Consider the following 23,637-nt stretch of genomic DNA (forward strand, 5'->3'; position numbering starts at 1 on the left):
CACCAGCTGAAGTTGAGAAAGCATTTAAATGATAAAAACCTCCTACAGGGTGGTATGAAAATAATTGACCACTACAAGTGCCATTCTTGCTCCTTGAGTTATGACGTTCAAAGCAGGCGCGCGCTTTTTATCGTTGCCTGGCTTTTCTTGTTACAAATTTTTTTTAATCAAAGATTCATACTCAGGGTAATTACTCCCAGAAGAACGCTTAGACATATAAACTTCTTTGAGATTTTCAGCTGCTTGATCATAAGACAGTAGTAACTCTTGAATTTCGCCCTTATCCTTAACTGTTTCTGATGCAAGTAGCCCTTCAAAGTACTCAATTTGTTTTTGAACAGATTGTATACTAACCAAAATCGTTGATAATTCTAATTCAGCCATTGCTTAACTTCCTTTTCTGAGACTCAGCATTCCGCGCAAGCGCATCCAAAAGCTGGATAAACTGGAATTTAGGCATGTCATAATTGGGGCTGATGGAGTAGTGAGTAGCATTAAATCTTTTATTATAGTTATCCTTTGTGATAATCAGACCATTTGGTATTTCCGTACCTACTGGTATTTCGAAGTATGTCCAGTTGTTTTCTCCGAATGCACCGGGGCGGTCAAACAATGATGTTCCCTGGCCTAGGACGGATTTCACCATTTCCGTGCCACTTGCCAACTTGACAACCTCAATGTCCGGGGCTCGTAACACACCAGCTCTTATTTCCCGCTCTTCAAAATCTGGATAAAATGGGTTTTTACTTTTCGCGCTTTTATGAAGAGATCGCCAAAGATATAGCTTTAAATTGCCGACATAAATACGATCTAGCTGGCCTTTCGATATTAGCAATTTTTCGATAGTTTTCATTACTAATTCCCCTTAGTGTTTTTATTTTTAACGCTTTGCTTTGCGGCGTGCGACAGCGCGTCCGGTGAAGGCCATGTCTTTTGTGGCCGGAACGAATAAGAACAACTTGTTAGAACAAGTACAATAGTAACTATTATGCAGCGCTAAAAGTGTACTACCAAACATTTGGGTTACCTTACTTTATGCGACCAAATTTACCAAATTAAGCCTCGGAAAACGAAACTACTAGACTTTACATATCCACTTTGATAATCAAAACCGCGACGAGCAAAACTGCCTAGCGTGAAGTTACCTTTTACTAAAAATTAGCTACCACAATTTAGTACTTTACTTAAAAACACCAAGAGGGAGAACCTTCAGTTTGCATAAAACCTAAAATTTACAACTGATAAAACGCTAGAATAGTTATAATGCTCACGTTAAAAACCAAATGATGAGTAGCTCAAGACTAACAAAGTGTTATGATTGTAATGCTAGATGTTAATGTCCTTAAATTTAGGATCAAACCGCACCATGTATTCAAATAAACTTTTTGCTAGATCTTCCAGAGGTGGAGGATTTAATACGACAGGATCAACAACTGTAGAACTACTATCTTGATAATTGAGCAAGGCATCAATAAAAATGTAGCTAGGGATGAATCTGCATATATTGTCTCCTGCGGTAACCGGTATGCCTGCCAGTTTTATCTGATTGGCCTTTGGTTGAACGTTATAAACTGCACCGCCACTCATACCATTTACATTTTCATGCCGGACATCACTTTCTACCATTTCGAATGAGATGAAGCCAACATCTCTATCCATAACATAAGTGCCAGGGATTGTGTGTCTTGCTATGGATGTCGTATGAGTAATATCGTCACTTACAGGTGTAAAATCAAAGGTATTTCTCTCGAATGGATACCCAGTCACCAAAAGATATTGCCCTTCAAAATAATCTTTTTTTGTAAGTACACTTGTCGCTCCCTTAATCTCAATATAATGATCTGGAAAATGATGTTTACCCGGATAAAAAAGCTCAATGAGGCATACATCTGAAACATCAATATATTCAACATCTAATGAAACTAGCTCTCCTATATTCCAAATCTTCTTTGGCATTAAAAAGTCATGAAGGGACTCCCACTTTCCTTGAAGTTTTGAAGTGATCCAAAATGCAGATTCGTTCTGAAAATCTCCTCGGATATTGTTTTTTATAACATGCCTTGCTGTTAGTAGAAAGAATGTATTGTTGTAACGAATTAAAACACCGCTGCCACTGCCATACATTTGATCTACATGAAAGAAACCTCTTTCTACTACTGACGCATTTAGATGATTGAAGAAAACCCTTCTGGTTGACTTTGCAATATTAGATAAACTTGCCTTTACTATATAGCTATTTAACTTCTTTTTTATACGGCCATTTTTCATTTTAAAAATAAAGACATAATAAGCGGCGATCCACGTAGTGGTGAGTCCAAAGCAAAAACACTGTTTTTGTTTTGGCGTTTGAGCGGCTTGTCAGTAATTCTTAGCATTGATGTAAGCACAGATGAATTTTCGGGACATATCAATTATTAAACTTTGAGCTTCATCATAGTTGTTAATGATGCGTTTTGGTGGTGTGTTACTACTAGCCCCATGTCGAGAATTGAGGCCGATAATGCTCATATTATTGCAAGCTGCGGTAAATCTCTTAATATCATTTTGATCGGCGAAAGCAGATGTATCTAATGCTGCGTCTCCGGCGTAGGTATTTACGCAGTCAAAAATTTTATAAAGCGTACCCCAAGACAGTATTTTTTCAATTGGAGTATTTGTAGATAACATGCCTACAAGAAAGAGTATATTTCTAACAGCTTCGTCTGACTTTGAAAGATAAAGAAGGTAAGAGGAGAGCCTTTGCTTGGGATCTCTACGCCGTGCTGGCCTAGGCGCGTTTTCGCTGCCGGCCTTAAAAGGGTATTCCTCTACGGGAGCATTAAACTGATGCGAAGAATTATTCCCATTAAGATTGTGAAACCCATGAAAAGATATTGGCATAAAATCGCAATTTCCCCACTCTAAACGAAGAGCCCCATTTAAAAGAAGCTGGAGGCTGAACAATCTTGTCCCAACATCCTGCCCATCCGTGAGCACATCAATATGTGGAGAAAAGGCAGAAAATTGCATTCCGCAATGATCTTCATTCTTGTAGGAAAGGTAAATATCATCTCCCGGAAAATGATCCGACAAACTTGGGTAGTATGAGCCTGCTTCAACATGGATTTCCCAGTTGTGAATCATCTTTGATCATTCCTAACAGTTAATGATTTACTTAACGACGTTTTCCCAAAGCTACCGTCATAGAGGTACCTATTTGGGGAGATTTTTTAAAGCTATCTTGAAACCTTTGTTGCGTCAACGTTTCAGTTTGTTTGGCGCGAATATCATTTTTTGTGTTTTTCAGGCGTTAATTTTTATACCTAAATTGATGGGTTTTTATACTTGGTAAAATATTTTTAACTAATGAAATAATCGACTGTTTAATTAGGTTTTGAAATTAAATTATTTGTATTGAAATTTAAATGTTTTATTGCAGTGGTTATGCAGGTGAATTACTTATTTTATTTTACGATAGGTAGTTGGTTTGCTATTAATTGCAATTTCTGTTTAATGATGAAGTTTTAAGGATTCTATTTCTTGTTGGAGTTGCACAAGGTCTTTGTGCTTTATTTTATTTAATAGATATTCTTTTAAAAACGGTAAGCAAAGGATGGATACTAAAAATGCGCCGCCAATACTGGTTATTATGTTTTATATTAGCGATAGTGTTTCAGAGGGTGACATGTTAATTTCCTAGTAATTACTAGGAAATTATGCGGTTGAATGTTTTGCTCTACTACTGATCAATATCCCAGCTGTCTTCTTCTTCCAACAAATGTGTAATTTCTTCGGCGGCTTGTTTTAAAACGGGCGCCAGTTGTTGTATTTCTTCTAACGATTTTCGTATTACGGGTGCGTGGCAAAATAAGGATGCGTGAAATTTGTCGTTAACATTGATGGCAACGGAGCAGGCAACCATGCCGTCAACAAATTCTTCGTTATCGATGGCAAGACCGGTTTTTTGAATGTTTAAAATATCTTCTAAAAGCCGTGACGGGTCGGTAATGGTATTTCTTGCGCGGCGCTCAAGAGGTAGGTTTTCTACTACGCGTTTTAATTTTGCCATGGGCAGTTGGCTTAAATAGGTTTTACCACCGGCGGAGCAGTACATGGGTACGCGACTGCCAATAGGTAGGTAGACTTGCAATGGCCAGTTGGCTTGTACGCGGTCGTAATAAATCATTTCGGTGCCGTCTGGCAAAGAAATTCCACAGGTTTCACCAATGGTTGCGGCGAGTTTTTCTAAAATAGACCGGCGTTGGGTTTTGTATTTGGCGCTGGCCAATACGCCCAAGGCAATATCGCTTAAACGTTTTGCCGGTACTAAGTTGCCACGCATGTTGGTTTGAATAAATCCCTCGGCTTCTAGTGTTTGCACGAGTCTGTGTGCAGAGGCTTTAGGAATTTCTAGCTCGTGAGAAATATCGGTTGCAGAAAGAGGGCGTTCGGCTTTGGCGATGGCTTCAATAATTTCCAGTACGCGGGTAATGGAAGAGCCTTTTTCTCGGGACGTTTTATCGGTCATTTCTTTCTCAGATTAATTCTGATGTGTAACGGTTTGGATAATAGAAAGCAGTTATTACGCAATACTAAAACGTATTTTAAGATTAAATGCGATTAATTTTTTTGCAGATAAAAATCGGCCCAGAATTACTGGGCCAATTTAACGCTAGGTTAATTTATTTCATGGTTGGCATATTAAAATCTGCGCCAGCACGAATACCGGTTGGCCAGCGTTTGGTGATGGTTTTCATGCGGGTAAAGAAGCGAACGCCATCTGGGCCGTGCATGTGCAGTGGGCCAAATATAGAGCGTTTCCAACCACCAAAACAGTGGAATGCCATAGGCACAGGAATGGGTACGTTAACGCCAACCATGCCTGCTTTTACGTTTTCTTCAAATTGACGTGCGGTATCGCCGTCGCGAGTGAAGATTGATGTGCCGTTGCCAAATTCGTGATCGTTAATCAGTTGCAAGGCTTCATCAAAGTCTTTGGCTCTTACCACGCAAAGTACTGGGCCAAAAATTTCTTCTTGGTAAACGCGCATGTTTTTGGTGACCTTATCAAATAAGGTTGGGCCAACAAAGAAGCCGTTTTCGTAACCGTCTACGGTGAAGTTGCGGCCATCAACCACTAAATCTGCGCCTTCTTCTGCACCTAAATCAATGTAAGACAGTACCTTTTCTTGATGGGCTTTGGTAACGACTGGTCCCATGTGTGGTTCTGGTGTTACACCGGTACCAGCGCCAACTTTCATCTGTGCGATTTCGTCTTTAAGGCTGGTAATTAGGTTGTCGGCAACATCGTCACCCACGCAAACCGCCACAGAGATTGCCATGCAACGCTCGCCCGCAGAGCCGTAGGCTGCGCCCATAAGAGATTTTACGACCTGATCTGGATCGGCATCCGGCATGATTACCATGTGGTTTTTGGCACCACCCAGTGCTTGGGCGCGTTTGCCATTGGCCGATGCGGTGCTGTAAACGTATTCGGCGATGGGTGTTGAGCCAACAAAGCTTACGGCTTGCACGCGTGGATCGGTCAGTAATACGTCTACGCTTTCTTTGTCGCCATTCACAACGTTGAATACGCCCGCAGGTAAACCGGCTTCGGCCAGTAATTCGGCTAAATACAAGGTTGAGCTAGGATCTTTTTCAGACGGTTTCATCACAAAAGTGTTACCGCAGGCGATTGCTACTGGGAACATCCACATGGGTACCATCACCGGAAAGTTAAACGGTGAAATACCCGCGCAAACACCTAAGGGTTGCATTAGGGTGTTGGAATCGATGCCACTGCCTACGTTTAAGGAGTATTCGCCCTTGGATGCGTGCGGAATGCCACAGGCAAATTCAACCACTTCTAGGCCACGGGTGATTTCGCCTTGGGCATCCGAAAATACTTTGCCGTGTTCTATAGAAATAAGCTCGGCAAGCTTGTCGCGGTTGTCTTCAACCAAGGCTTTAAATTTAAATAAAACGCGCGCCCGAATTACCGCTGGGGTTTTTGACCATTCAGCAAACGCTGCTTCGGCAACGCCAATGGCAGCTTGGGTTTCTGCTACGGTCGATAGCGCAACTTCGGCGATTTGCTCGCCAGTAGCCGGGTTATAGACGGGGCTTTTTTTGCTGGATTGACTTAGGGTAGCTTCGTTATTAATAAAATTGCTAAGGGTTTTCATGGGATTACTCCTGATTCCAAACTTGTTCGTAAAGCGCCACCATCTCGTCGATGCTTGGTACTCTAGGGTTGTTAGACGGTGAGCCAGAGGCGAGTGCTTGTTCTGCCATTAGTGTTCGTAATTCAAAAAAGCGCGTTTTATCGGCGCCAAATTCTGCAAGGCTGGGTACCGATAATTCTTCATTAAGTTGCTTAAGTTCTGTGAGTAACTTTTGATTGGCAAGTTCATCGCTATCCTGTTGTGTCGCAATGCCCATAGCTCTGGCGCAATCGGCATAGCGCTGCGGTGCCGCCGAAATAGAAAACGCTGTAATTGCCGGTAGCAACATAGCGTTCGACAGGCCATGCGGCACATGGAAAAACGCACCAATAGGGCGGCTCATGCCGTGCACCAAGGCTACCGAAGCATTCGAAAATGCAATACCTGCCAAAGTTGCCCCCATCATCATGGCTTCGCGGGCGGGGCGATTACCGGGTTGGAAATACGCCGTACGCAAGTTTGGCCCAATTAAACGCATGGCTGCCAGCGCTTGTTGATCACTGAACACATTGGCCTTGCGACTCACGTAAGCTTCCATCGCATGGGTAAGCGCGTCTATACCGGTATCGGCGGTGACTCTGGGCGGTGCGCTCATGGTTAATTCAAAATCGATTAATGCGGCAATGGGCATAAAGCCAATACCAGCACAAAGCATTTTTTCGTCGTTTTTATCGTCGGTAATGATGGTAAATCGCGTCGCTTCAGAGCCCGTTCCGGCGGTGGTAGGAATGGCAATAACCGGTAAGCCCGGCTCGGCAACGTCGCGCGGGAATTTATAGTCACGCATGGTGCCGCCAAATTTCGCCAATATGCCAATTGCTTTGGCGGAATCAATTGGGCTGCCGCCACCGAGCGCAACTATGCAGTCAAAGGGCGCGCCGTCGATGCCGGTTCTGGCGATTTCAACACCAGCAATAATGGAATCTTCGGTAGGCTCGGGCACTGTGTCATCAAACACCGCGTAGGTAAGGTCGTTCTCAGATAGCAAGGTGCCAAGGGTTTCGACATAACCCAAAGATACCATCACTTTATCGGTAACGATTAACGGTCTTTGGCAGCCAAAGGCTTTCAGTATTGCCGGTAATTCTTTGGACGCGCCAGCACCACTTTGCATGACTCGTGGGAGTATCAGTCGACTGGTCATAGAGTTTACTCTGCTGATGTTTTTATTTTTATAAACTGAGACCTGATGTCTCGTTAAAAGACTTTTTACGCGTGTATTCTTATGGAGTCAACTCCTAAGTTGAGATTAAAAGTCTCATTTAATTCTATTTTTTAACTAACTACTGAAAATACCCGATCAAATGTCAAGTTAGCTTGACATGAAAGAAGATTATTCATACTGTGTGTCAAGCTTGCTTTACATCAATGGATTAATATTGGCTGGTTAGAAAAGAGGATGGTTATGCTGTATTCAAAAAAACAGGCCGTAGAATTTGGCGTTAGTATCGCGTTGTACACTGTGATGTTAATGATCAGCCTGACCTTATTGCCGAGCTTTAGCGATAGCCCGTGGCGATATGTAATTGCCGTATTACCGATTATTCCGGCCATTATGGTAACGGTTGCTGTGTTGCGGGGGTTAAAACAACTGGACGAGATGCAAAAACACATTCAGTTAATGAGTTTTGCCATAAGCTTTGTGATTGTGGGTCTTACTACGTTTACCTACGGTTTTTTAGAAAATACCGGTTTGCCGCACATTCCTTATGTGTGGATATTTCCTTTTATGATTGTGAGCTGGGGATTGACCACGCCTCTGGTGAGCAGGTTGTACCAGTAATGAAAAATGTTTTAAAAGAGCTAAGAGCCGAACGATCGATTTCTCAGGCAGAATTGGCCAGCGTGTTGGGGGTGTCTCGACAAACCGTTAATGCGCTAGAAAACGGTAAGTATGATCCGAGCCTACCGCTGGCTTTTAAAATATCGCAGTATTTTAATTTAAAAATAGAAGATATTTTTTCACCGGATTAACGCAGCATGAATCCGGTGATTAATCACAGGTTCTTTGAATCTTGATCACTGTCTTGTTTAGACTCTGCCAATTCGCGCATTTTATTCATTACCAAAATAATGTCGCCCTTAAAAGGCCCTTCTAGAAATAGAGTAAACAACCACGCCAGCGAACCCTGAAAAACCACCTCGTGGGTAAAGGTAGTAGTGCTGTCTTCAGAAGGTTCAAAATAACGTTTTAACAATACCGTTTGATAGAGCGGTAGCTTTAGCTCTTCTTCAAACGACACGCCGGGTTGAATATTTTTTAATTCGAACTTAGTGCGCGAGGGTGTGCCCTTGCCTTTTAAATAGCCAATGGCTCCGTTTTCAAATTCATAACCGTCTTCTAGGTACGAATAAATTAATCGCTCATCAAAAGATTTCCAGTTTTCTACGTCGTACCATAATTGCCAGATGGTTTCTTTACTGGCGGTAGTGGTTACTGAATATTTAAAAGCGTAGCCGGGCAAATCTACAATTTGGTCTTTAGCATTCGGCTCTGCAACAAGAGTCATAGGTAAACACAGTAATAGCACAGTTAATAATCGAGTAGTCATTGTTAATCCTCAGTTGCCGAGCATTGTAACCATCTTACGATTATCAAAACCGATAAAGCTATGCTAAAAGTTTAAAATTGTGAACGCTGCGTTTTCTATACAAAGAGGCAAAAACAGATGATTTTGGGTGGAAATGAATTTAGGAAAGTTGATTTTGGGAACAATTGTTTTAGTGTTAAAAAAACAATGAGACGTGGAGGTAAACCGAGCAGTTTTTTAGAGCCTGCTCGCACTTGATTCAAATAGAGATGAGTTAATCAGAGGTTTTAAAGTTAACAACAAAAGCGACCGCTTGTTTCTGCTAACGCGCGCGACATGCGATCGATTTTATCGGCAACCTCGCGGGTATTTTGAATATTTCCAATGCCTTCCTGCGCAATATCGTGCAAGGTATTTATGTTTTTGGTAATTTCGTCAGTTACAGAGCTTTGTTGCTCGGTAGCAGAGGCGATCTGATAAATCATTTCGCTGCCTTTATTAATGGCTTGTTCAACCGTAACTAATGCGGCTTGAATGGTCTCAGACATCGCCAATACATTCGACATTTGATCAGAGCCTGCACGCATTGCACCTACGGCTTCTTCTACACCGCCTTTTAGACCGCCAATCATGCGTTGAATGTCTTCGGTGGATTGCTGGGTGCGACTGGCTAGGGTGCGAACTTCATCGGCAACCACCGCAAAACCGCGGCCTTGTTCCCCGGCTCGCGCCGCTTCGATGGCTGCATTCAAAGCCAGTAGATTGGTTTGCTCGGCGATACCACGAATCACGTCTAAAACGCTGGCGATGTTCATGGATTCGTCGGCAAGTTTTGCAATTACCTGTGCGGCATTATTTACCGAGTTCGATAAATTATTTACGCTCACAACGGTATCATCCACAATGGTTCGACTTTCTGTGGCCTTATCGCGCGCATTTTGAGTTTCTGATAAAGCCGATTGTGAATTGCCCGCTACCTCGTGCACAGCATGACTCAGCTCGGTAACCGCAGAGGCGATTTGCTCTAGATTTTTATTTTGAGTTGAAGTCATTCGCTCGCTTTGTATCGTCGAGCCGTTAAGCGAATTTGAGGTATGTTCTAACTCTTCCGAGTCATTCTGAATCATTTTAATTAAATGCTGTAATTTTCCCATTAACGAGTTGAAAGCTCTAGCTAATACGGCTAATTCGTCTTTGCCACGGTCATCAAGACGACCGCGTAAATCGCCATCACCTTGACTGATTTGATCGATAACATTGATCAGCGTATTTAGACGTACAGTAATTAATTTAGGTGATAGATAAATGCTTGCAGCAACGGCAAACAAAACAATACACATAGCGGTTATGAGAATAATCTCTTGATTATTGGTACTTTTAGCCACGCCATTGGCAACTTCTTCAGAAATATTTTTTACCACTTCAACGCTTACGTCGTAATGTCTGCGTAATATTTCAAAAAGCGTTTTTGCTTCACGGGTATTTAGTTCCTGCGCTTGGCGAGTAGAACCTTTTTCGGCTAGGCTTATTACCTGACTGGCTTTTTCGTACCAGGCTTTGTAGTCTCTTTCAAAAGTAGCGATAGACGATTCAATTTCAGGGTGGTCTTTCATTAAGCCGCGCATTTTATTCATGCGATCGTAGGCTTGTTGAGCGTTTTCTTCAAAATCTGCTTTTTCAGCTGCGGCAGAATTTCTATCACCCAAACCCATTAACGCAATAAAGTTTTGTGTTGCCGTCAGGGATTGATACAAATCTCTGTCGGCATTTAAACCAAGCTCGATAGAATCAATAAAAACTGAGGCTATTTCATTGTTATCTTCGGCGATCATTAAGCTGCTTCTAATGCAATATGCAGATAACAGTATAACGAGTATTCCGATTGCAACCGAAGGAATAGCCAGTTTAGTTTGAAAGTTTAGATTATTGAGTAGAGACATCATAACCGTATTTGTTTAGGCCACGTTATTCTTAGGGATAACTAAAAATATAGCCGATGCGCTAATGAATGCTCGTCCGCGGATTAGAAATTCCGAAAAACAATAATAAAAAAGTGACTCTTATAATATTATCTAAATAAAGGTAACAGCTGTGAGTCGGAATAATTATTACCAATATTAAAATTTGAGCGGCTAGTGCAAACTCGTCTTCGAAGAAGCCATACGGAAGTGAAAAGACGAAGGCAAAACATTGACTGCGATTAGTTAATCAATGGTCAATTTTGGGGGAAGGTTGTTTGAATACTCCGATTAACGGGTAAGCGGTTTAATTTAGAGCTCAAAAAATAGAATTTAAAAAGCAGAACTCAAAAAGTAGAAGTCAAAAAATTGACAATACAATAGCCGACTTTTTCACAATATTAATCAATTGTTTTTCATAACATTACCGACACATCCTTGTGTCGCCGAAACTCTAGGTTAGTTAGAGTTTATTTTATTTGGGTTGACCATCTATACCATCGCATAGCGTTTTGACATTATCAAAACCTAAGGCAAGAAGTTCGTTGACGGCCATTAAGCTTCTCTTGCCGCTGCGGCAATACACCAAAATTAAGTCGTCTTTATTCCATAAATCTAACGCTTTGTTTTTTAATTCTGTAAGTGGAATATTGATGCCGCCTAGATTTCGTTCTTGATGTTCATGCGGATCACGAACATCAACCAAAACGGGGCTGTGGTTGTTAACAAACTCTACGAACTCTACGGCAGAAATAATTAGATTGCTCGTATCTTGGCTCATGATTTTTGGGTAGTCCTTAAGAAAATTTTGATAATTCCACCCACCGGTGCACATTGGACATTGCGGTGAGTGTTGCATTTGTATGGTTTTTAAATCAAATGGGGTCTGTGCAGAAAATTGCAACATCTGCGTTCCATTTGAACCTTCAAAATAGGTACGCTTTGCCTTTAAATAGTGTAGCGCCTGTACGGCTTGCAAGCTACCTAATACTCCGGGTACAGCACCTAAAACTCCCGCTTGGTTACAGTCGGGAACATCTGCTGGCGCTTGTGGAAATAAGCACCTAAAACAACCTTGTCCCGATTTAAATAACGCTAACTGGCCATTAAAGCCGAGTACGCTCGCGTAAAGCCATGGAGTTTGATAATAAGCACAAATATCATTAATTAAATAACGGCTTGAAAAATTATCGGTACAATCAAGAACTAAATCGACGTCTTTTATTAACCTTAACGCATGTTCTACTGTTAAATACTGATCTATCGCAAAAATATCGATATCACTGTTGAGTTTTTTAAGACGATTCTTGGCCGTTACCGCTTTATTACTGCCAAGGTCATCTTCTGTAAAAAGTATTTGCCGCTGCAAATTCGATAGGCTGACAAGATCCCCATCTAATAAGGTTATCTGGCCCACACCTGCGGCAACCAAATACTGTGCTGCTGGGCAACCCAAACCACCCAAACCAACAATTAATACCTTTGAGCTTTTAAGTGATTTTTGTCCAGACTCTGAAAATCCCTTCAGCTGCAAATGACGTTGATAGCGCTCCTGTTCGCGTTCGGACAGCGTCATATTTACAGAATTAAACACTTTATTTGGCATGATGATGCGAGATCTTTTCTGAGGCACTTTCAAAAATAGTTAACAGTTTTTGAGTTGTAGCTTCTGGATTTGGAGATTTTGTAATCGCAGTAATTAAGGCAATGCCCGAAACTCCGGTTTCGGCAATGGTATGAAAATTTGTTTCGTCAATTCCTGCAATCGCAACCAGCGGATAATCGTTAATAGCACTGCGCCAATAGTTAAGACCTTCAATGCCATGAGGTACCCAAGGCATGGTTTTTGTGGTGGTTGGAAAAATAGGCCCGCACGCTATGTAAGACGGTTTAAATGCCTTAGCGTGAACAACTTCCCAATGACTATGAGTGCTGATTCCTAACCGTAATCCAGCGGTTTTTATTGCCAATAAATCCGCGTTGGCAAGGTCTTCTTGGCCAAGATGCACACCATAGGCGCCGAGTTCAATGGCAAGTTGCCAGTAATCGTTTATAAACAGCCGACAATTAAACCGTTTGGCTATGGTTATGGCTTGGGTAATTTCTTCAACCAATGCGTGACCAAATAAATCTTTAATGCGCAGCTGAATCGTTGAAACACCCAAAGGTAATAATCTTTCTAACCAAACAGCGCGATCAACAATGGGATATAAACCCAGCGATTGTTCACCGTTGTGATCTGTGAAAGAAGGAAAACCTTGTTCTATTGCGAAGCCATTAGAAGTTTTTTTAGAAGTTCTTTCAGAATACTCTGGCCAATTTTTGGTGGGAAAACCATTGGGTTCTAAACACCCCATATTACCATTAACTTTTAGTGCGTTTTCTATTGCATTTTGCACACACATTTTAGTGATAACCAATGCATCGCGAACATCGTAACCTCGGGCAATGGTTGCTGCTAGAGTGCTTGCGAAAAAACAACCACTACCGCGAAGATTCTTATTATCCAGTTTTACATTATGTAACCAAAATTGTGTATCTGGCCCCGCACAAAAATCCGACGCCCAATTAGAACTGCGATGACCACCGGTGATAATAACCCATTGGCAACCCATTTTTTGCAAAGCTATTGCGGCGAGTTCTGTCGTTGAATCGTCGTGTATAGAAATTCCGGTGAGCGCTTGTGCCTCTGCTAGGTTCGGTGTAATTATCGTTACATGGGGAATTATTTTGGATTTAATTAACGAAATAATGCTGTTATTAGCAACGGAATAAAAACTGCTGGTTGCCAAGACTGGATCGTAAATTACCGGAATTTCTTCCTGAGCTAAAAAATCACTCAACCAATCAATTTGCTCGGTACTGGCAAGCATGCCGATTTTAATGGCTTGTGGATTTAGCGGTAATACGGCTTGAATTTGTTGTTCTAGCTCAATAACCGATACGGCATTTATAGCAATAACTTCGTGATTATTTTGTGCGGTTACCGCGGTAATGGCGTTAACGCAATGAACGGACAAGGCTTGGCAACTGCGGTTATCCATTTGTACACCGGCCATGGCGGCGCTATCGCTACCGGAGATACTCAGTACAACCGGTTTTTGAGTTAAAGTTTTAAACGAATGTGTGGGTGTTAACATAATAATGACAATAAATTATTGATGCCAAAAAGGCGTTCCCAAAACGGGTGTGCTGGGTTTGGCAATATTTTTTTCAGGAATTATTCCTGCTTCAAACGCGCATCTTCCGGCTAAAACGGCGGCGTTAAATCCCTTTGCCATGAGTACGGGATCAGCCGCCTGTGCTATGGCGGTATTTAATAAAACGCCATCATAGCCGAGTTCCATCGCTTGTGTGGCGTGTGAGGGTGCGCCAATACCCGCATCGATAATTAAGGTGACGTTAGGTAAACGCGCGCGAAGATTTTTTAGCGCGTAGAGATTAATTAAACCCTTACCGGTGCCAATGGGTGCCGCCCAAGGCATTAAAATTTTGCATCCCGCTTTAACTAAGGCTTCGCAAACTACAAGATCATCCGTGCAGTAGGGGAAAACCTCAAAACCTTGTTGTGTTAGTTCTTGTGCAGCTTCCACTAACGCGAACGGATTTGGCTGCAAGGTATATTCGTCGCCAATAACTTCGAGTTTAATCCAATGTGTGCCAAAAATTTCACGAGCCATTTGCGCGGTAGTGATTGCTTCTCGCGCCGTATGACAGCCCGCGGTATTGGGTAAAATATTTAGATTTAAAGATTGTATTGCTTGCCAATAATTGTTATTCAAGTTCGATGACGTATTGTTTAAGCTGGAAGAAACGTTGTTTACATTAGAGAAGAGTTGTCTGCGAATCGAAACAGTAATTACTTCTGCGCCCGAAGTGACTACAGCGTCTTTCATTATTTGTGGTGACGGATATAACGCCGAGCCAATCATTAATCGGCTATTTAATTGTTTATCTGCAAGACTCCACATAGGTTATCCTCCTTGCATGGGCACCAATAATTCGATTTCATCGCCATCATGTAACACCGTGCTGCTGTAATTACATTTTGGTACAAAAGTCATGTTTACTGCTGTGGCAAAGTTTTGCGGAAGATCGGTTATCGCATTTAAAAGCTCATCTAAATTGTTAACGTCTGCAAATTCTTTGGGTTCGCCGTTTAAAATGATTCTGGTCACACGGATTCTCGATAGCGTGAATGTGATAAAGGTTGGTCGTTTAATCGGTATAAACTGCCGATAATTTGGGGTGGCGCTTGTTGCGTTATGTCTGCGATTACGTGCTCGGCCAACGCTGGTGCCATTAAAAATCCATGGCGATATAAACCGTTAACTCGAATAATTCCGTCGGCTTTTTGAATAAAAGGCAGATTGTCTAATACGGCTGGTCTACAATTTGTTCGGGTTTCGAGTATTCGCGCTTCTGAAAATCCGGGGTGAACTGAATAGAGTGCCGATAATAATTCTAGAGCCGAGCGCACGCTAATTGGGCTGTAATCTTCGTTTTCTATTTGCGTTGCACCCAATATATATCGATGACTATCACGGGGCACCAAATACAATCGATAGCGCGGGTGCATTAAACGCACCATGTGCTTAAAATTAACATCGGGTGCTTCAATAAACAGTAATTCCCCGCGAACACCGCGTAATTGCGGGACATCGAGTTTGGCACCCATGCCACGACAATCCACAACGCAGTCAAAATTAAAGGTTTGTTTTTGGGTAATGACTTTTCGTTTATCAACATGCATAACTTCACAAAGGCCATGCCAAACAACACCATTGGCAAGTAATTGATCGGCAATTATGTCGAGAAATTCGCGAGTGTAGATCCACGATTCGTTTTTTAAATAGGTTGCTTGCTTAAAGTTGTGTTGTAACTCTGGCTCTATTTGTTGCAGTTGGTGTTGATTTAAAAACGCCAAATCATCGCAAGAACCCAGTCGCTGATTTAATAATTGATTAAAATGATTTAAGTCACTCTGATCTTGAGCATGTGCTATAACCAGCGTACCGGCTTGATGAAAAAAATTCTCAGCCTGTAATGATTCCACAATGCTTGGCCACAGTTCGAGGCTGCGTTGACCCAAGTCGTAAATTAAGGGCTCGGAATGTTCTAATTCGCAGTAGGGCGCGAGCATTCCCGCAGCGGTGTAAGATGCCGCAGTTCCGCCAAAGATAGGATCTTTATCGAACAAGGTCACCTTTAAACCTAGAGATTGTAATTGCCAAGCAATGAGTCTTCCTAGAATACCTGCACCAACAATACCAATGGATTTTGCTTGATGATTGAGCGCGTCAAACATAATTAAACTTCTTTGTAGAGTTCGCTGCCTTGAGAACGAAAGGTTTCAGCCATATTCGCGAAACCCTCGTCGATAACGGTATTATTCTGGTTTTTAGCGTACTCGCGCACTTCTTGAGTAATTTTCATTGAACAGAATTTAGGGCCGCACATAGAGCAGAAATGCGCGACTTTTGCGGCATCTTTGGGGAGCGTTTCGTCGTGAAATTCGCGTGCTCGATCTGGATCTAGGCTTAAATTAAATTGGTCTTCCCAGCGAAATTCAAAACGTGCTTTTGATAACGCGTTATCTCTAATTTGTGACGCTGGGTGACCTTTGGCTAAATCGGCGGCGTGGGCGGCAATTTTATAGGTAATAATACCTTCTTTAACGTCGTTTTTATTGGGTAACCCTAAATGTTCTTTAGGGGTAACATAGCAAAGCATGGCGCAGCCATACCAACCAATCATCGCCGCACCAATGCCCGAAGAAAAATGATCGTAACCCGGTGAAATATCGGTAACCAAAGGTCCTAAAGTGTAAAAAGGAGCTTCGTGGCAATGGTTTAATTGTTCGTCCATGTTGGCTTTAATCATGTGCATGGGTACATGGCCGGGGCCTTCGATAATAACTTGCACATCGTGCTGCCAAGCAATTTGTGTTAATTCACCGAGCGTTTTAAGTTCTGAAAATTGCGCTTCGTCGTTGGCGTCGGCAATGCAGCCGGGTCGTAAGCCATCACCCAGCGAAAATGTCACGTCGTAGGCTTTCATAATTTCGCAAATTTCTTCAAAGTGCGTATACAAAAAGTTTTCTTGGTGGTGTGCCAAACACCATTTCGCCATAATTGAACCACCGCGCGAGACAATGCCGGTAATTCTGTTCGCTGTCATGGGTACATATCGTAATAATACGCCGGCGTGTATTGTAAAATAATCTACGCCTTGCTCGGCTTGTTCAATTAATGTGTCTCTAAAAATTTCCCAGGTAAGATTTTCGGCAATACCGTTAACTTTTTCGAGTGCTTGATAAATGGGAACACTGCCAATGGGAACCGGCGAATTACGAACAATCCATTCGCGGGTTTCGTGAATATTATCGCCGGTGGATAAATCCATTACCGTGTCGGCACCCCAGCGGGTAGACCATACTAATTTTTCAACTTCTTCTTCAATAGACGAGGTAACAGCACTGTTGCCAATATTCGCATTTATTTTTACGAGGAAATTACGACCTATTATCATAGGTTCCAATTCGGGATGATTAATATTGGCCGGAATAACCGCACGGCCCGCAGCCACTTCACTGCGCACAAATTCTGGAGTTATGTACTGTGGAGTATTGGCTCCAAAGTTTTGCCCCGGGTGTTGATTTTTTTGCGCGTCTTTAAGGCATTGTTGTGAAAGTGCTAGGTTTTCTCGAATGGCAATGTATTCCATTTCGGGCGTAATAATGCCTTGGCGAGCGTAATGTAATTGAGTAATATTTTTACCGGGTTTTGCACGGCGCGGTTTCTTTTGTAAATTAAAACGCAGCGATTCTAAGGCAATATTATTTTTGCGCGTTAAGGTGTATTTTGAGGTGAAATCTGCAAGTTCTTCGCTATCGCTTCTATTCAAAATCCATTGGCCACGAACCGAATTTAAGCCTTTTTTTACGTCAATATTACTGTTTGGATCGGAATAAGGACCAGAGGTATCGTAAATTTTGACGGGAGAATTCTCTTCCAGTGAGCCATCGCGAAAATGCGTTGGCGCTAGCGACACTTCACGCATAGCAACGCGAATATCTTTGCGGTTGCCCTCTACGTAAATTTTTGTGGAATTTGGAAATGGTTGCGCTGAAATCGTTAACTGTGCGTTATCACACAGATTTTGGTCATTGCGTTTAGAATTTTGCATGCTTTTAAGCCTAGTATTTTCATTTGATAAAAATTACCCAGCATGCGACTCGTCATGGTGTGACAGAAGATACGAAGATCTTGTTTCCTACGCAGGTTCTAACCTGTTCAGGTTCACGGGTTTGGATCAACCATCTCAGCCTTAAAAAAAGGCACCCCGACAAGACGCAATAATGATGTGACGGCGATTATTAGACGAGAGTTATTGTATGTCAATAACATTTTTAACGGTGATTTTTAGTAATCGATTAAGTGATTTGGAGAATGTATGAAAAATTTACAGCCAAATGAATGGCTTATTTATTTTTTTAAATGTTGAATTTTTTAAGAATGTTATCTGTGATTTTATGGCTTACAGGAACCTCTGATTAACTCATCCTTGATTTAATCAGAGGGCAGAAATTGAAAATGTGATGTCCAATTTTTTCACAATTTCAATCACTTACAGTTCTTGAAATTGGCGACACATCCTTGTGTCGCGAGAAACTCTAGGTTAATCCGAGTTTCCTATTGTTAAATTGATCAGAGATTCTTATTTTTTATTTATACACACCAATACCATGATCTATAGCATAGCGAATTAATCCGGCGGAGCTGCTAATGCCTAATTTTTGCTTAATTTTAAGTCTGTGCGCTTCTACGGTACGAACGGATATATTCATTTTTTTGGCAATGTCTTTGTTACCCAAGCCTTCTGTTAACGCGATTAATACATCGGTTTCACGTGCCGTTAAACCGGTTACGGTATTGGATGTGGTTTGGGTATTACCAAATTCACTGAATAAAGTTTTGGCAACACTCGAACTAAAATAGGTTCCACCTTGATGCACGGTTTGCACGGCAAGAATAAGTTCTTCGGGTGGCGCGTCTTTTAAAACATAACCCGAGGCACCTGCTTGTATAACCCGAGTGATATATTCACGGTTGTCGTGCATGGTAACCATTAATATTCCCACTGCTGGAGCTTGTTCACGAATTTTTACGCAGGCTTCTAGGCCGGTCATTACCGGCATAGAAATATCCAGTAATACCACATCGGGGTTTAGCTCTAAAACCGACTTTAAAGCTTCTTGACCATTCGAGACGTCGGCAAGAACTTTTATAAAAGACTCGCTTTCTAAACTGAATTTTAAACCATCGCGAACCATTGGATGGTCGTCGGCAATAATTAATTTTATTTCTGGTTTAGAGTGATTGATGGTTACTGTAGAGTCGATACTCATGCAATTTATTCTTTTAACGTAAAATATTTATTGAATCTACTGATTAAATTAAGGTTAAGTTAATCAGAGATTCCTATTGTTAATACTTATAATTGTGCTAAATCGTTGGTTTTATTCAAACCTTTTGGGTTCAATTCAAACAAGGCTTTAACCAGTGTACCACCTTCTTTTCGACTAGAAACGCTGAATTTACCGCCTAACAATTCAACCCGTTCACGCATGTTCATTAAACCAATACCTTTTGAATCTTCTTCGGGAGAAAAGCCGTTGCCATTATCACCCAATTTTAAGCTGATGGATTGCGTTGAGGTGGTAATGCTGAGTGTAAGTTGAGTTGCTTGAGCGTGTTTTCGCACATTGGTAATGGCTTCTTGCACGACGCGATAAATGGTAATTTCTAAAGCGTCTGGTAAGGCGCCTTTGGGTAGGTGAATGCGACGATTAACGGGTATTTCGGTTTGTTCTTCAAACTCATCCAATAATTCGTGCAGCGCGGTTTCTAGCCCGAGATCATCGAGCAACATGGGGCGTAGACTGTGCGATATTCTTCGAACCTCTTGGATGGCAATATTTAATTGATCTTCGGCTTTTTTTAATAGATCAAGAGCGTTTTCTTGGCCCCATTTTTTTTCCACCATATTGAGCCAAAGTTTTGTCGATACTAAAAGTTGGTTAATGCCATCGTGCAGATCTCGCGCAAAACCTCGGCGTTGTATTACTTGAAAAGTAACGAAACGACTGGTTAATTCTTGTAAGCGTTGATCGGCCAGTTGTGCGGTGTGCATATTCACACCAATAACGATAATAATCACCAGAGCAAGGGTGATTATTAATAATAGCGTGGCCGCTAAAAAACTGCTGCGAACGTTGCCTGAGACCTTGGCCTCCATGGTGGTAATTTCTTCGGTGATGTTATCAACGTATAAACCCGTTCCAATCATCCAGTTCCATTCGGGAATCATAACCACATAACTTAATTTATGGCGTTCAGAATTTAAGGTGGGTTTTTGCCAAATATATTTGTGAAATCCACCGCCTTTTTGTGCGACTCGTAATAATTCGCGAATAACATACTGACCACTTTCGTCTTGAAATCCTATTAAATTTCGGTTTTCAAGTTCCGGTTGCGTGGGGTGAACTAGATTGGTACCGTTTTCGTCGTAAATAAAAAAGTATCCGTCGGTTCCGTAGCTTAAGCCGCGAATGATTTGTTTTACCTGATATTGCGCCAGCGATGGCTCCAAACCTGATTTAAATGCTTCGAGAATGGGTGTAATAGAATTCATGGCCAGGGCAACATAATCTTTTAGCGCTGCTCTTTTTTCTTCCAATAATGTTTCTTCAAAAATTGCCGCCTGCTGTTGTGAGAGGCTTTTGGCTTGTTGTTGGTACATCCAACTAATGGTTCCCGACAGAGCTATTAACGGTAGAATTGTTAATAGCAATATCTTCGTTTTTAATGAAATCTGTAGGTTAAACATAATAGTTTGCTAACAAATAGAACGAATAGCCAGTATAAGACGCCTATCTTGATATGAACACTAGCAACTTGTTTGTGGGAATAACGATTAAAATTTTGATGCGGATTGAATAAAAATTACAATTTATGGCAGGCCTTTAAAGCCATTTTAAGACGAGAAGATATTGTAAGAAAAGCGTGAAACCGTGGTGTAGTATTAGCAGAGTTTCCTTAATTGTATTATGAATAAAAATCGGCTGTAGATTAAGTGTGCCATCTACAGCCGATAGATCTTATTTTACTGAGAATCGACCAACCAAACTGTTTAGGTCTTCCGAGAGTGACATTAATTTATCCGCTGATCGAGCACATTGTTCGGCGCCTTCGCGGTTACTTTGTGTGGTTGAATCGATTTGCGTAACACCGTCATTGACTTGGTCGATAGCGCGAGCTTGTTCACTGGATGCATTTGCAATATCGGCAACCAGCGACGACACCTCAACCACACTGGTTACAATTTCTTCTAACGCTGCCGAGGTTTGATCGGTTAAATCAATGCTGCGCACCGTACGGTTGCTCGACTGCTGAATTAATTCAGCGGTTCTCTTGGCGGCTTCAGAACTGCGGGCGGCCAAACTTCGTACTTCGTCAGCCACTACCGAGAAACCTCGACCCGCCTCACCGGCACGGGCGGCCTCAATGGCAGCGTTTAGTGCGAGTAAATTGGTTTGCTCGGCAATGTCTTCAATGGCTCGAATGATATTGGTAATTTCTTTGCCTGAAGCTTCAACTTCTGCCATGGCACTTTTTAAGCCAGACATTAATTCGTTACCATCCTTAGCGGTTTTCTCGGACGCTAAAGAGAGTTGTTTGGTGCGCTCGGCATTTTTCGAAGTTTCGGAGATCTGTCTTGCCATATCGGTAATGGTTGAGCTAATTTCCGATGTTGAAGCCGCAGAGCTGGCTACGCCCTCTGACATATCGCTAGCAAGTGTTGCAACCTGACCGGCATCTTGTTGGATATAGGCAGCATTTTGCTGAACTTGGGTGACCAGTTCATTGAGATTAGCAACCATGCGTTGCAAGGCTAAGCCCAATTGATCGCGGTTAGAAACCAGTTGAACATCTTGGGTAAGGTCACCTTTTGAAATGCGCTCGGCAACTTCTACTTGTTTTTGCAGACTGTCAGCCATGCTATCTAAGGCATTTGAGAGCTGACCAATTTCATCTACCGCGTCGTAGTTTAGACGTTTCGATAAATCGCCAGAGCCGATGGTTTTTGCCAAATCTACGGCTCGCTTAATGGGTTTGGCAATGGATCTTGCGGCAATCCAAAGAGCAATTAGCGCAATAATAGAAATAATAATGCTGACAGCAATTTGCTTGAAAGTCGCCGAATTATTTTCTTCAACAATACTTTGTTGAAGTTTTTCAGCATTGGCTAATACAATGTTTTCGTTAATTTTCAGCATGATCGACCAAGAGGTTTGTGATCTCCCCATGGTAATGGGAGATAAAGCCGTGATATGGCCGGTGCCTTTGTTAGATTCGATCCACTCTTTGCCCGATTTAATGGTTTCAAGAACTTTTTGATAATTACTTTTAAATAATTCTTGCGATGAGCTACCGATTAATTCTGGATGTTCACTATCGGCGATCAATAATCCTTTTTCACTGATAATAGCGACTTGTCCGGCTCCAGAAAATAATTTGGCATCAACCTCTTCGGCGATTCGCTGCACAAAGTCAAGATTGTAATCGGCACCTACGACACCTAAAAACCGATCGTCAATCACAATTGGTACCGACATGGTTGCCAGCCAAACTTGTTCGCCTTGCACCACATAAGGTAGGGGACCAAGAATACTTTCTAAACGGTTGGCTTTAGGTCCCTGATACCAGCCACCTTTGGGTACGCCGTTGGGGTGGTTTTCTTCGCTGTCGTATTCAACCAATGGTTGCACGCCAATATTTCCATCTTTGGAGCGTGTCCAATAAGGCGTGAAACGGCCCGACTCGGGATTGTTGCCTTCTGAGGTTGTTTGAAACAAAGAACCTAATTTAAATTGATTGTCATTACCGTCGAGAGCATTCGGTTCCCAACAAGAATAGGTGCCGTTAAAACCGTCGTTAAAGATCAAATTATTAAGCAAGACATCATTGACATAATCTCGCGATAAATTAATGGATCCAACTTCGCCCTCACTTGATAACGCCGACGAAAATGATATCGCCATTGATCTGGCGGCGTCGAAAGCAAGATCAAAACTGGAGCCCACTTCTTTTGCATAACGTCCAGATAAGTTCTGAAGATTTTGCAAGGTTATCGAGTTGACTTGTTCTTCAACTTGATCAGATACCAATTTTTGTGTGGATTTTGATGTTATAACCCCAGATGTCACTAATGTTGCCGATGTGGCAACTAAACAAAGGGCACCAATTACAGCGATTGTGACTTGAATAGAATGAAATTTCATAATTTAAGGCAGCTAGATTGAGATTAAATCGTTGGTGTCATCAGTATAGTAGAGTTCTTAAGTTGTGCTCTGGGTGCTAATTACTTCTATGTATATGTAGTGACAGTAACCAGTGTAAACTTGGAACCACCTACTTTTTACATTCCTAAATTATTAGTTTTTATTAAAAAGACGCGTATAAATCTTTGTACAGTTGCTTGTATCGGCAGCGAAAGCTTATGCCAAAGTTTTTAACCGTATTATTTTTCACTAATTTTTTGATAAGAAAACACTGATTCATCAATTTTTTCAGCTACATAAGAAAGAGTGTCTCAAAAGTTATAGTGGCGTTTTTTTAAGAACACAAAGAAGTCTTGAGTGGTGTTTAGATCGAATAATTTGAATATTCTGCTTTAGTGAATAGAAGGGTTATTAAATATTAAACGGGTGTTTAAATTAAGGCGGGTTTTGAATATTTAGACGCAAAAAAACCTCTACTCAAAAGAGTAGAGGCAAGTTTCAGGAAAGATAAAGACAAAAAGAAAGGTATGAAATTGCGCGTTATTTAAAAGTATTTTTTGTATTTAGTAGCGATATTTGTAGTGAGTTTACAAAAAATC

20 protein-coding genes and 1 riboswitch are annotated in these 23,637 nt (G+C 41.6%); of the genes, 2 read left to right on the forward strand and 18 right to left on the reverse strand.

Going from position 1 to position 23,637, the window contains the following annotated elements:
- Positions 1 to 150: 150 nt before the first annotated feature.
- The 7 genes from ACYQ28_RS18135 to ACYQ28_RS18165 all read right to left on the reverse strand — a co-directional run bounded on the left by ACYQ28_RS18135 (position 151) and on the right by ACYQ28_RS18165 (position 7,347).
- Positions 151 to 384, reverse strand: a complete 234-nt coding sequence (locus ACYQ28_RS18135; RefSeq protein ID WP_460052512.1) for a hypothetical protein — start codon at positions 382 to 384, stop codon at positions 151 to 153.
- Entirely contained in the window at positions 377 to 853 is a 477-nt protein-coding gene (locus ACYQ28_RS18140; protein ID WP_460052513.1) for a Tse2 family ADP-ribosyltransferase toxin, read from the reverse strand. The genes ACYQ28_RS18135 and ACYQ28_RS18140 overlap by 8 nt, the downstream gene beginning before the upstream one ends.
- Positions 854 to 1,326: 473 nt before the next feature.
- Positions 1,327 to 2,268: a serine protease family protein gene (locus tag ACYQ28_RS18145; RefSeq protein ID WP_460052514.1), complete on the reverse strand. Its 942-nt coding sequence runs from the start codon at positions 2,266 to 2,268 to the stop codon at positions 1,327 to 1,329.
- 90 nt (positions 2,269 to 2,358) lie between these two features.
- Positions 2,359 to 3,123, reverse strand: a complete 765-nt coding sequence (locus tag ACYQ28_RS18150) for a hypothetical protein (protein WP_460052516.1) — start codon at positions 3,121 to 3,123, stop codon at positions 2,359 to 2,361.
- Between the two features lie 595 nt (positions 3,124 to 3,718).
- Positions 3,719 to 4,507 (reverse strand): IclR family transcriptional regulator, encoded by a 789-nt coding sequence (locus ACYQ28_RS18155; protein WP_460052517.1) that lies wholly within the window; start codon positions 4,505 to 4,507, stop codon positions 3,719 to 3,721.
- Positions 4,508 to 4,661: 154 nt separating this feature from the next.
- The gene (locus tag ACYQ28_RS18160) at positions 4,662 to 6,164 is read right to left on the reverse strand and encodes a CoA-acylating methylmalonate-semialdehyde dehydrogenase (RefSeq protein WP_460052519.1); all 1,503 of its coding nucleotides are present in this window, start codon (positions 6,162 to 6,164) and stop codon (positions 4,662 to 4,664) included.
- Positions 6,165 to 6,168: 4 nt separating this feature from the next.
- The gene (locus tag ACYQ28_RS18165) at positions 6,169 to 7,347 is read right to left on the reverse strand and encodes an iron-containing alcohol dehydrogenase (RefSeq protein WP_460052520.1); all 1,179 of its coding nucleotides are present in this window, start codon (positions 7,345 to 7,347) and stop codon (positions 6,169 to 6,171) included.
- Between the two features lie 261 nt (positions 7,348 to 7,608).
- Between ACYQ28_RS18165 and ACYQ28_RS18170 the strand changes: the two genes are divergently transcribed.
- Positions 7,609 to 7,986, forward strand: a complete 378-nt coding sequence (locus ACYQ28_RS18170) for a hypothetical protein (protein WP_460052522.1) — start codon at positions 7,609 to 7,611, stop codon at positions 7,984 to 7,986.
- The gene (locus ACYQ28_RS18175) at positions 7,986 to 8,177 is read left to right on the forward strand and encodes a helix-turn-helix transcriptional regulator (RefSeq protein WP_460052523.1); all 192 of its coding nucleotides are present in this window, start codon (positions 7,986 to 7,988) and stop codon (positions 8,175 to 8,177) included. Before ACYQ28_RS18170 ends, ACYQ28_RS18175 begins: the two co-directional genes overlap by 1 nt.
- 23 nt (positions 8,178 to 8,200) lie before the next feature.
- Here the strand turns inward: ACYQ28_RS18175 and ACYQ28_RS18180 are convergent, their stop codons facing one another.
- From ACYQ28_RS18180 to ACYQ28_RS18230, 11 genes are all read right to left on the reverse strand, one after another.
- Positions 8,201 to 8,755: an SRPBCC family protein gene (locus ACYQ28_RS18180; protein WP_460052524.1), complete on the reverse strand. Its 555-nt coding sequence runs from the start codon at positions 8,753 to 8,755 to the stop codon at positions 8,201 to 8,203.
- Positions 8,756 to 9,027: 272 nt separating this feature from the next.
- The gene (locus tag ACYQ28_RS18185) at positions 9,028 to 10,566 is read right to left on the reverse strand and encodes a methyl-accepting chemotaxis protein (protein WP_460052525.1); all 1,539 of its coding nucleotides are present in this window, start codon (positions 10,564 to 10,566) and stop codon (positions 9,028 to 9,030) included.
- Positions 10,567 to 11,167: 601 nt separating this feature from the next.
- Entirely contained in the window at positions 11,168 to 12,298 is a 1,131-nt protein-coding gene (locus tag ACYQ28_RS18190) for a ThiF family adenylyltransferase (protein ID WP_460104267.1), read from the reverse strand.
- On the reverse strand, positions 12,288 to 13,832 hold the full coding sequence (thiE, locus tag ACYQ28_RS18195) for a thiamine phosphate synthase (RefSeq protein ID WP_460052528.1): 1,545 nt from the start codon (positions 13,830 to 13,832) through the stop codon (positions 12,288 to 12,290). The genes ACYQ28_RS18190 and thiE overlap by 11 nt, the downstream gene beginning before the upstream one ends.
- A gap of 15 nt (positions 13,833 to 13,847) precedes the next feature.
- Positions 13,848 to 14,663, reverse strand: coding sequence for a thiazole synthase (locus tag ACYQ28_RS18200; RefSeq protein ID WP_460052530.1), 816 nt, complete (start codon positions 14,661 to 14,663; stop codon positions 13,848 to 13,850).
- A gap of 3 nt (positions 14,664 to 14,666) precedes the next feature.
- Entirely contained in the window at positions 14,667 to 14,870 is a 204-nt protein-coding gene (gene thiS, locus ACYQ28_RS18205) for a sulfur carrier protein ThiS (protein ID WP_460052531.1), read from the reverse strand.
- Positions 14,867 to 16,000, reverse strand: a complete 1,134-nt coding sequence (gene thiO / locus ACYQ28_RS18210) for a glycine oxidase ThiO (RefSeq protein WP_460052532.1) — start codon at positions 15,998 to 16,000, stop codon at positions 14,867 to 14,869. The genes thiS and thiO overlap by 4 nt, the downstream gene beginning before the upstream one ends.
- 2 nt (positions 16,001 to 16,002) lie before the next feature.
- Positions 16,003 to 17,880 (reverse strand): phosphomethylpyrimidine synthase ThiC, encoded by a 1,878-nt coding sequence (gene thiC / locus ACYQ28_RS18215; protein ID WP_460052534.1) that lies wholly within the window; start codon positions 17,878 to 17,880, stop codon positions 16,003 to 16,005.
- 67 nt (positions 17,881 to 17,947) lie between these two features.
- A riboswitch (TPP riboswitch) is annotated at positions 17,948 to 18,049 on the reverse strand.
- Between the two features lie 369 nt (positions 18,050 to 18,418).
- Positions 18,419 to 19,102 (reverse strand): response regulator, encoded by a 684-nt coding sequence (locus ACYQ28_RS18220; RefSeq protein WP_460052536.1) that lies wholly within the window; start codon positions 19,100 to 19,102, stop codon positions 18,419 to 18,421.
- 86 nt (positions 19,103 to 19,188) lie between these two features.
- Complete coding sequence (locus ACYQ28_RS18225) at positions 19,189 to 20,496, reverse strand: cache domain-containing protein (protein ID WP_460052538.1); 1,308 nt, start codon at positions 20,494 to 20,496, stop codon at positions 19,189 to 19,191.
- Positions 20,497 to 20,854: 358 nt separating this feature from the next.
- Complete coding sequence (locus ACYQ28_RS18230) at positions 20,855 to 23,038, reverse strand: methyl-accepting chemotaxis protein (protein ID WP_460052540.1); 2,184 nt, start codon at positions 23,036 to 23,038, stop codon at positions 20,855 to 20,857.
- Positions 23,039 to 23,637 lie beyond the last annotated feature (599 nt).

The organism is Sessilibacter sp. MAH1, from assembly GCF_054658315.1.

What these genes read in the sequence shown, in the direction of transcription:
- ACYQ28_RS18160 (WP_460052519.1), bottom strand. Translation starts at nt 6,164, where the DNA reads ATGAAAACCCTTAGCAATTTTATTAATAACGAAGCTACCCTAAGTCAA.
- ACYQ28_RS18175 (WP_460052523.1), top strand. Translation starts at nt 7,986, where the DNA reads ATGAAAAATGTTTTAAAAGAGCTAAGAGCCGAACGATCGATTTCTCAG.
- ACYQ28_RS18220 (WP_460052536.1), bottom strand. Translation starts at nt 19,102, where the DNA reads ATGAGTATCGACTCTACAGTAACCATCAATCACTCTAAACCAGAAATA.
- ACYQ28_RS18145 (WP_460052514.1), bottom strand. Translation starts at nt 2,268, where the DNA reads ATGAAAAATGGCCGTATAAAAAAGAAGTTAAATAGCTATATAGTAAAG.
- ACYQ28_RS18200 (WP_460052530.1), bottom strand. Translation starts at nt 14,663, where the DNA reads ATGTGGAGTCTTGCAGATAAACAATTAAATAGCCGATTAATGATTGGC.
- ACYQ28_RS18225 (WP_460052538.1), bottom strand. Translation starts at nt 20,496, where the DNA reads ATGTACCAACAACAAGCCAAAAGCCTCTCACAACAGCAGGCGGCAATT.
- thiO (WP_460052532.1), bottom strand. Translation starts at nt 16,000, where the DNA reads ATGTTTGACGCGCTCAATCATCAAGCAAAATCCATTGGTATTGTTGGT.
- ACYQ28_RS18140 (WP_460052513.1), bottom strand. Translation starts at nt 853, where the DNA reads ATGAAAACTATCGAAAAATTGCTAATATCGAAAGGCCAGCTAGATCGT.
- ACYQ28_RS18170 (WP_460052522.1), top strand. Translation starts at nt 7,609, where the DNA reads ATGCTGTATTCAAAAAAACAGGCCGTAGAATTTGGCGTTAGTATCGCG.
- ACYQ28_RS18230 (WP_460052540.1), bottom strand. Translation starts at nt 23,038, where the DNA reads ATGAAATTTCATTCTATTCAAGTCACAATCGCTGTAATTGGTGCCCTT.
- ACYQ28_RS18155 (WP_460052517.1), bottom strand. Translation starts at nt 4,507, where the DNA reads ATGACCGATAAAACGTCCCGAGAAAAAGGCTCTTCCATTACCCGCGTA.
- ACYQ28_RS18135 (WP_460052512.1), bottom strand. Translation starts at nt 384, where the DNA reads ATGGCTGAATTAGAATTATCAACGATTTTGGTTAGTATACAATCTGTT.
- ACYQ28_RS18180 (WP_460052524.1), bottom strand. Translation starts at nt 8,755, where the DNA reads ATGACTACTCGATTATTAACTGTGCTATTACTGTGTTTACCTATGACT.
- ACYQ28_RS18165 (WP_460052520.1), bottom strand. Translation starts at nt 7,347, where the DNA reads ATGACCAGTCGACTGATACTCCCACGAGTCATGCAAAGTGGTGCTGGC.
- ACYQ28_RS18150 (WP_460052516.1), bottom strand. Translation starts at nt 3,123, where the DNA reads ATGATTCACAACTGGGAAATCCATGTTGAAGCAGGCTCATACTACCCA.
- ACYQ28_RS18185 (WP_460052525.1), bottom strand. Translation starts at nt 10,566, where the DNA reads ATGATCGCCGAAGATAACAATGAAATAGCCTCAGTTTTTATTGATTCT.
- ACYQ28_RS18190 (WP_460104267.1), bottom strand. Translation starts at nt 12,298, where the DNA reads ATGCCAAATAAAGTGTTTAATTCTGTAAATATGACGCTGTCCGAACGC.
- thiC (WP_460052534.1), bottom strand. Translation starts at nt 17,880, where the DNA reads ATGCAAAATTCTAAACGCAATGACCAAAATCTGTGTGATAACGCACAG.
- thiE (WP_460052528.1), bottom strand. Translation starts at nt 13,832, where the DNA reads ATGTTAACACCCACACATTCGTTTAAAACTTTAACTCAAAAACCGGTT.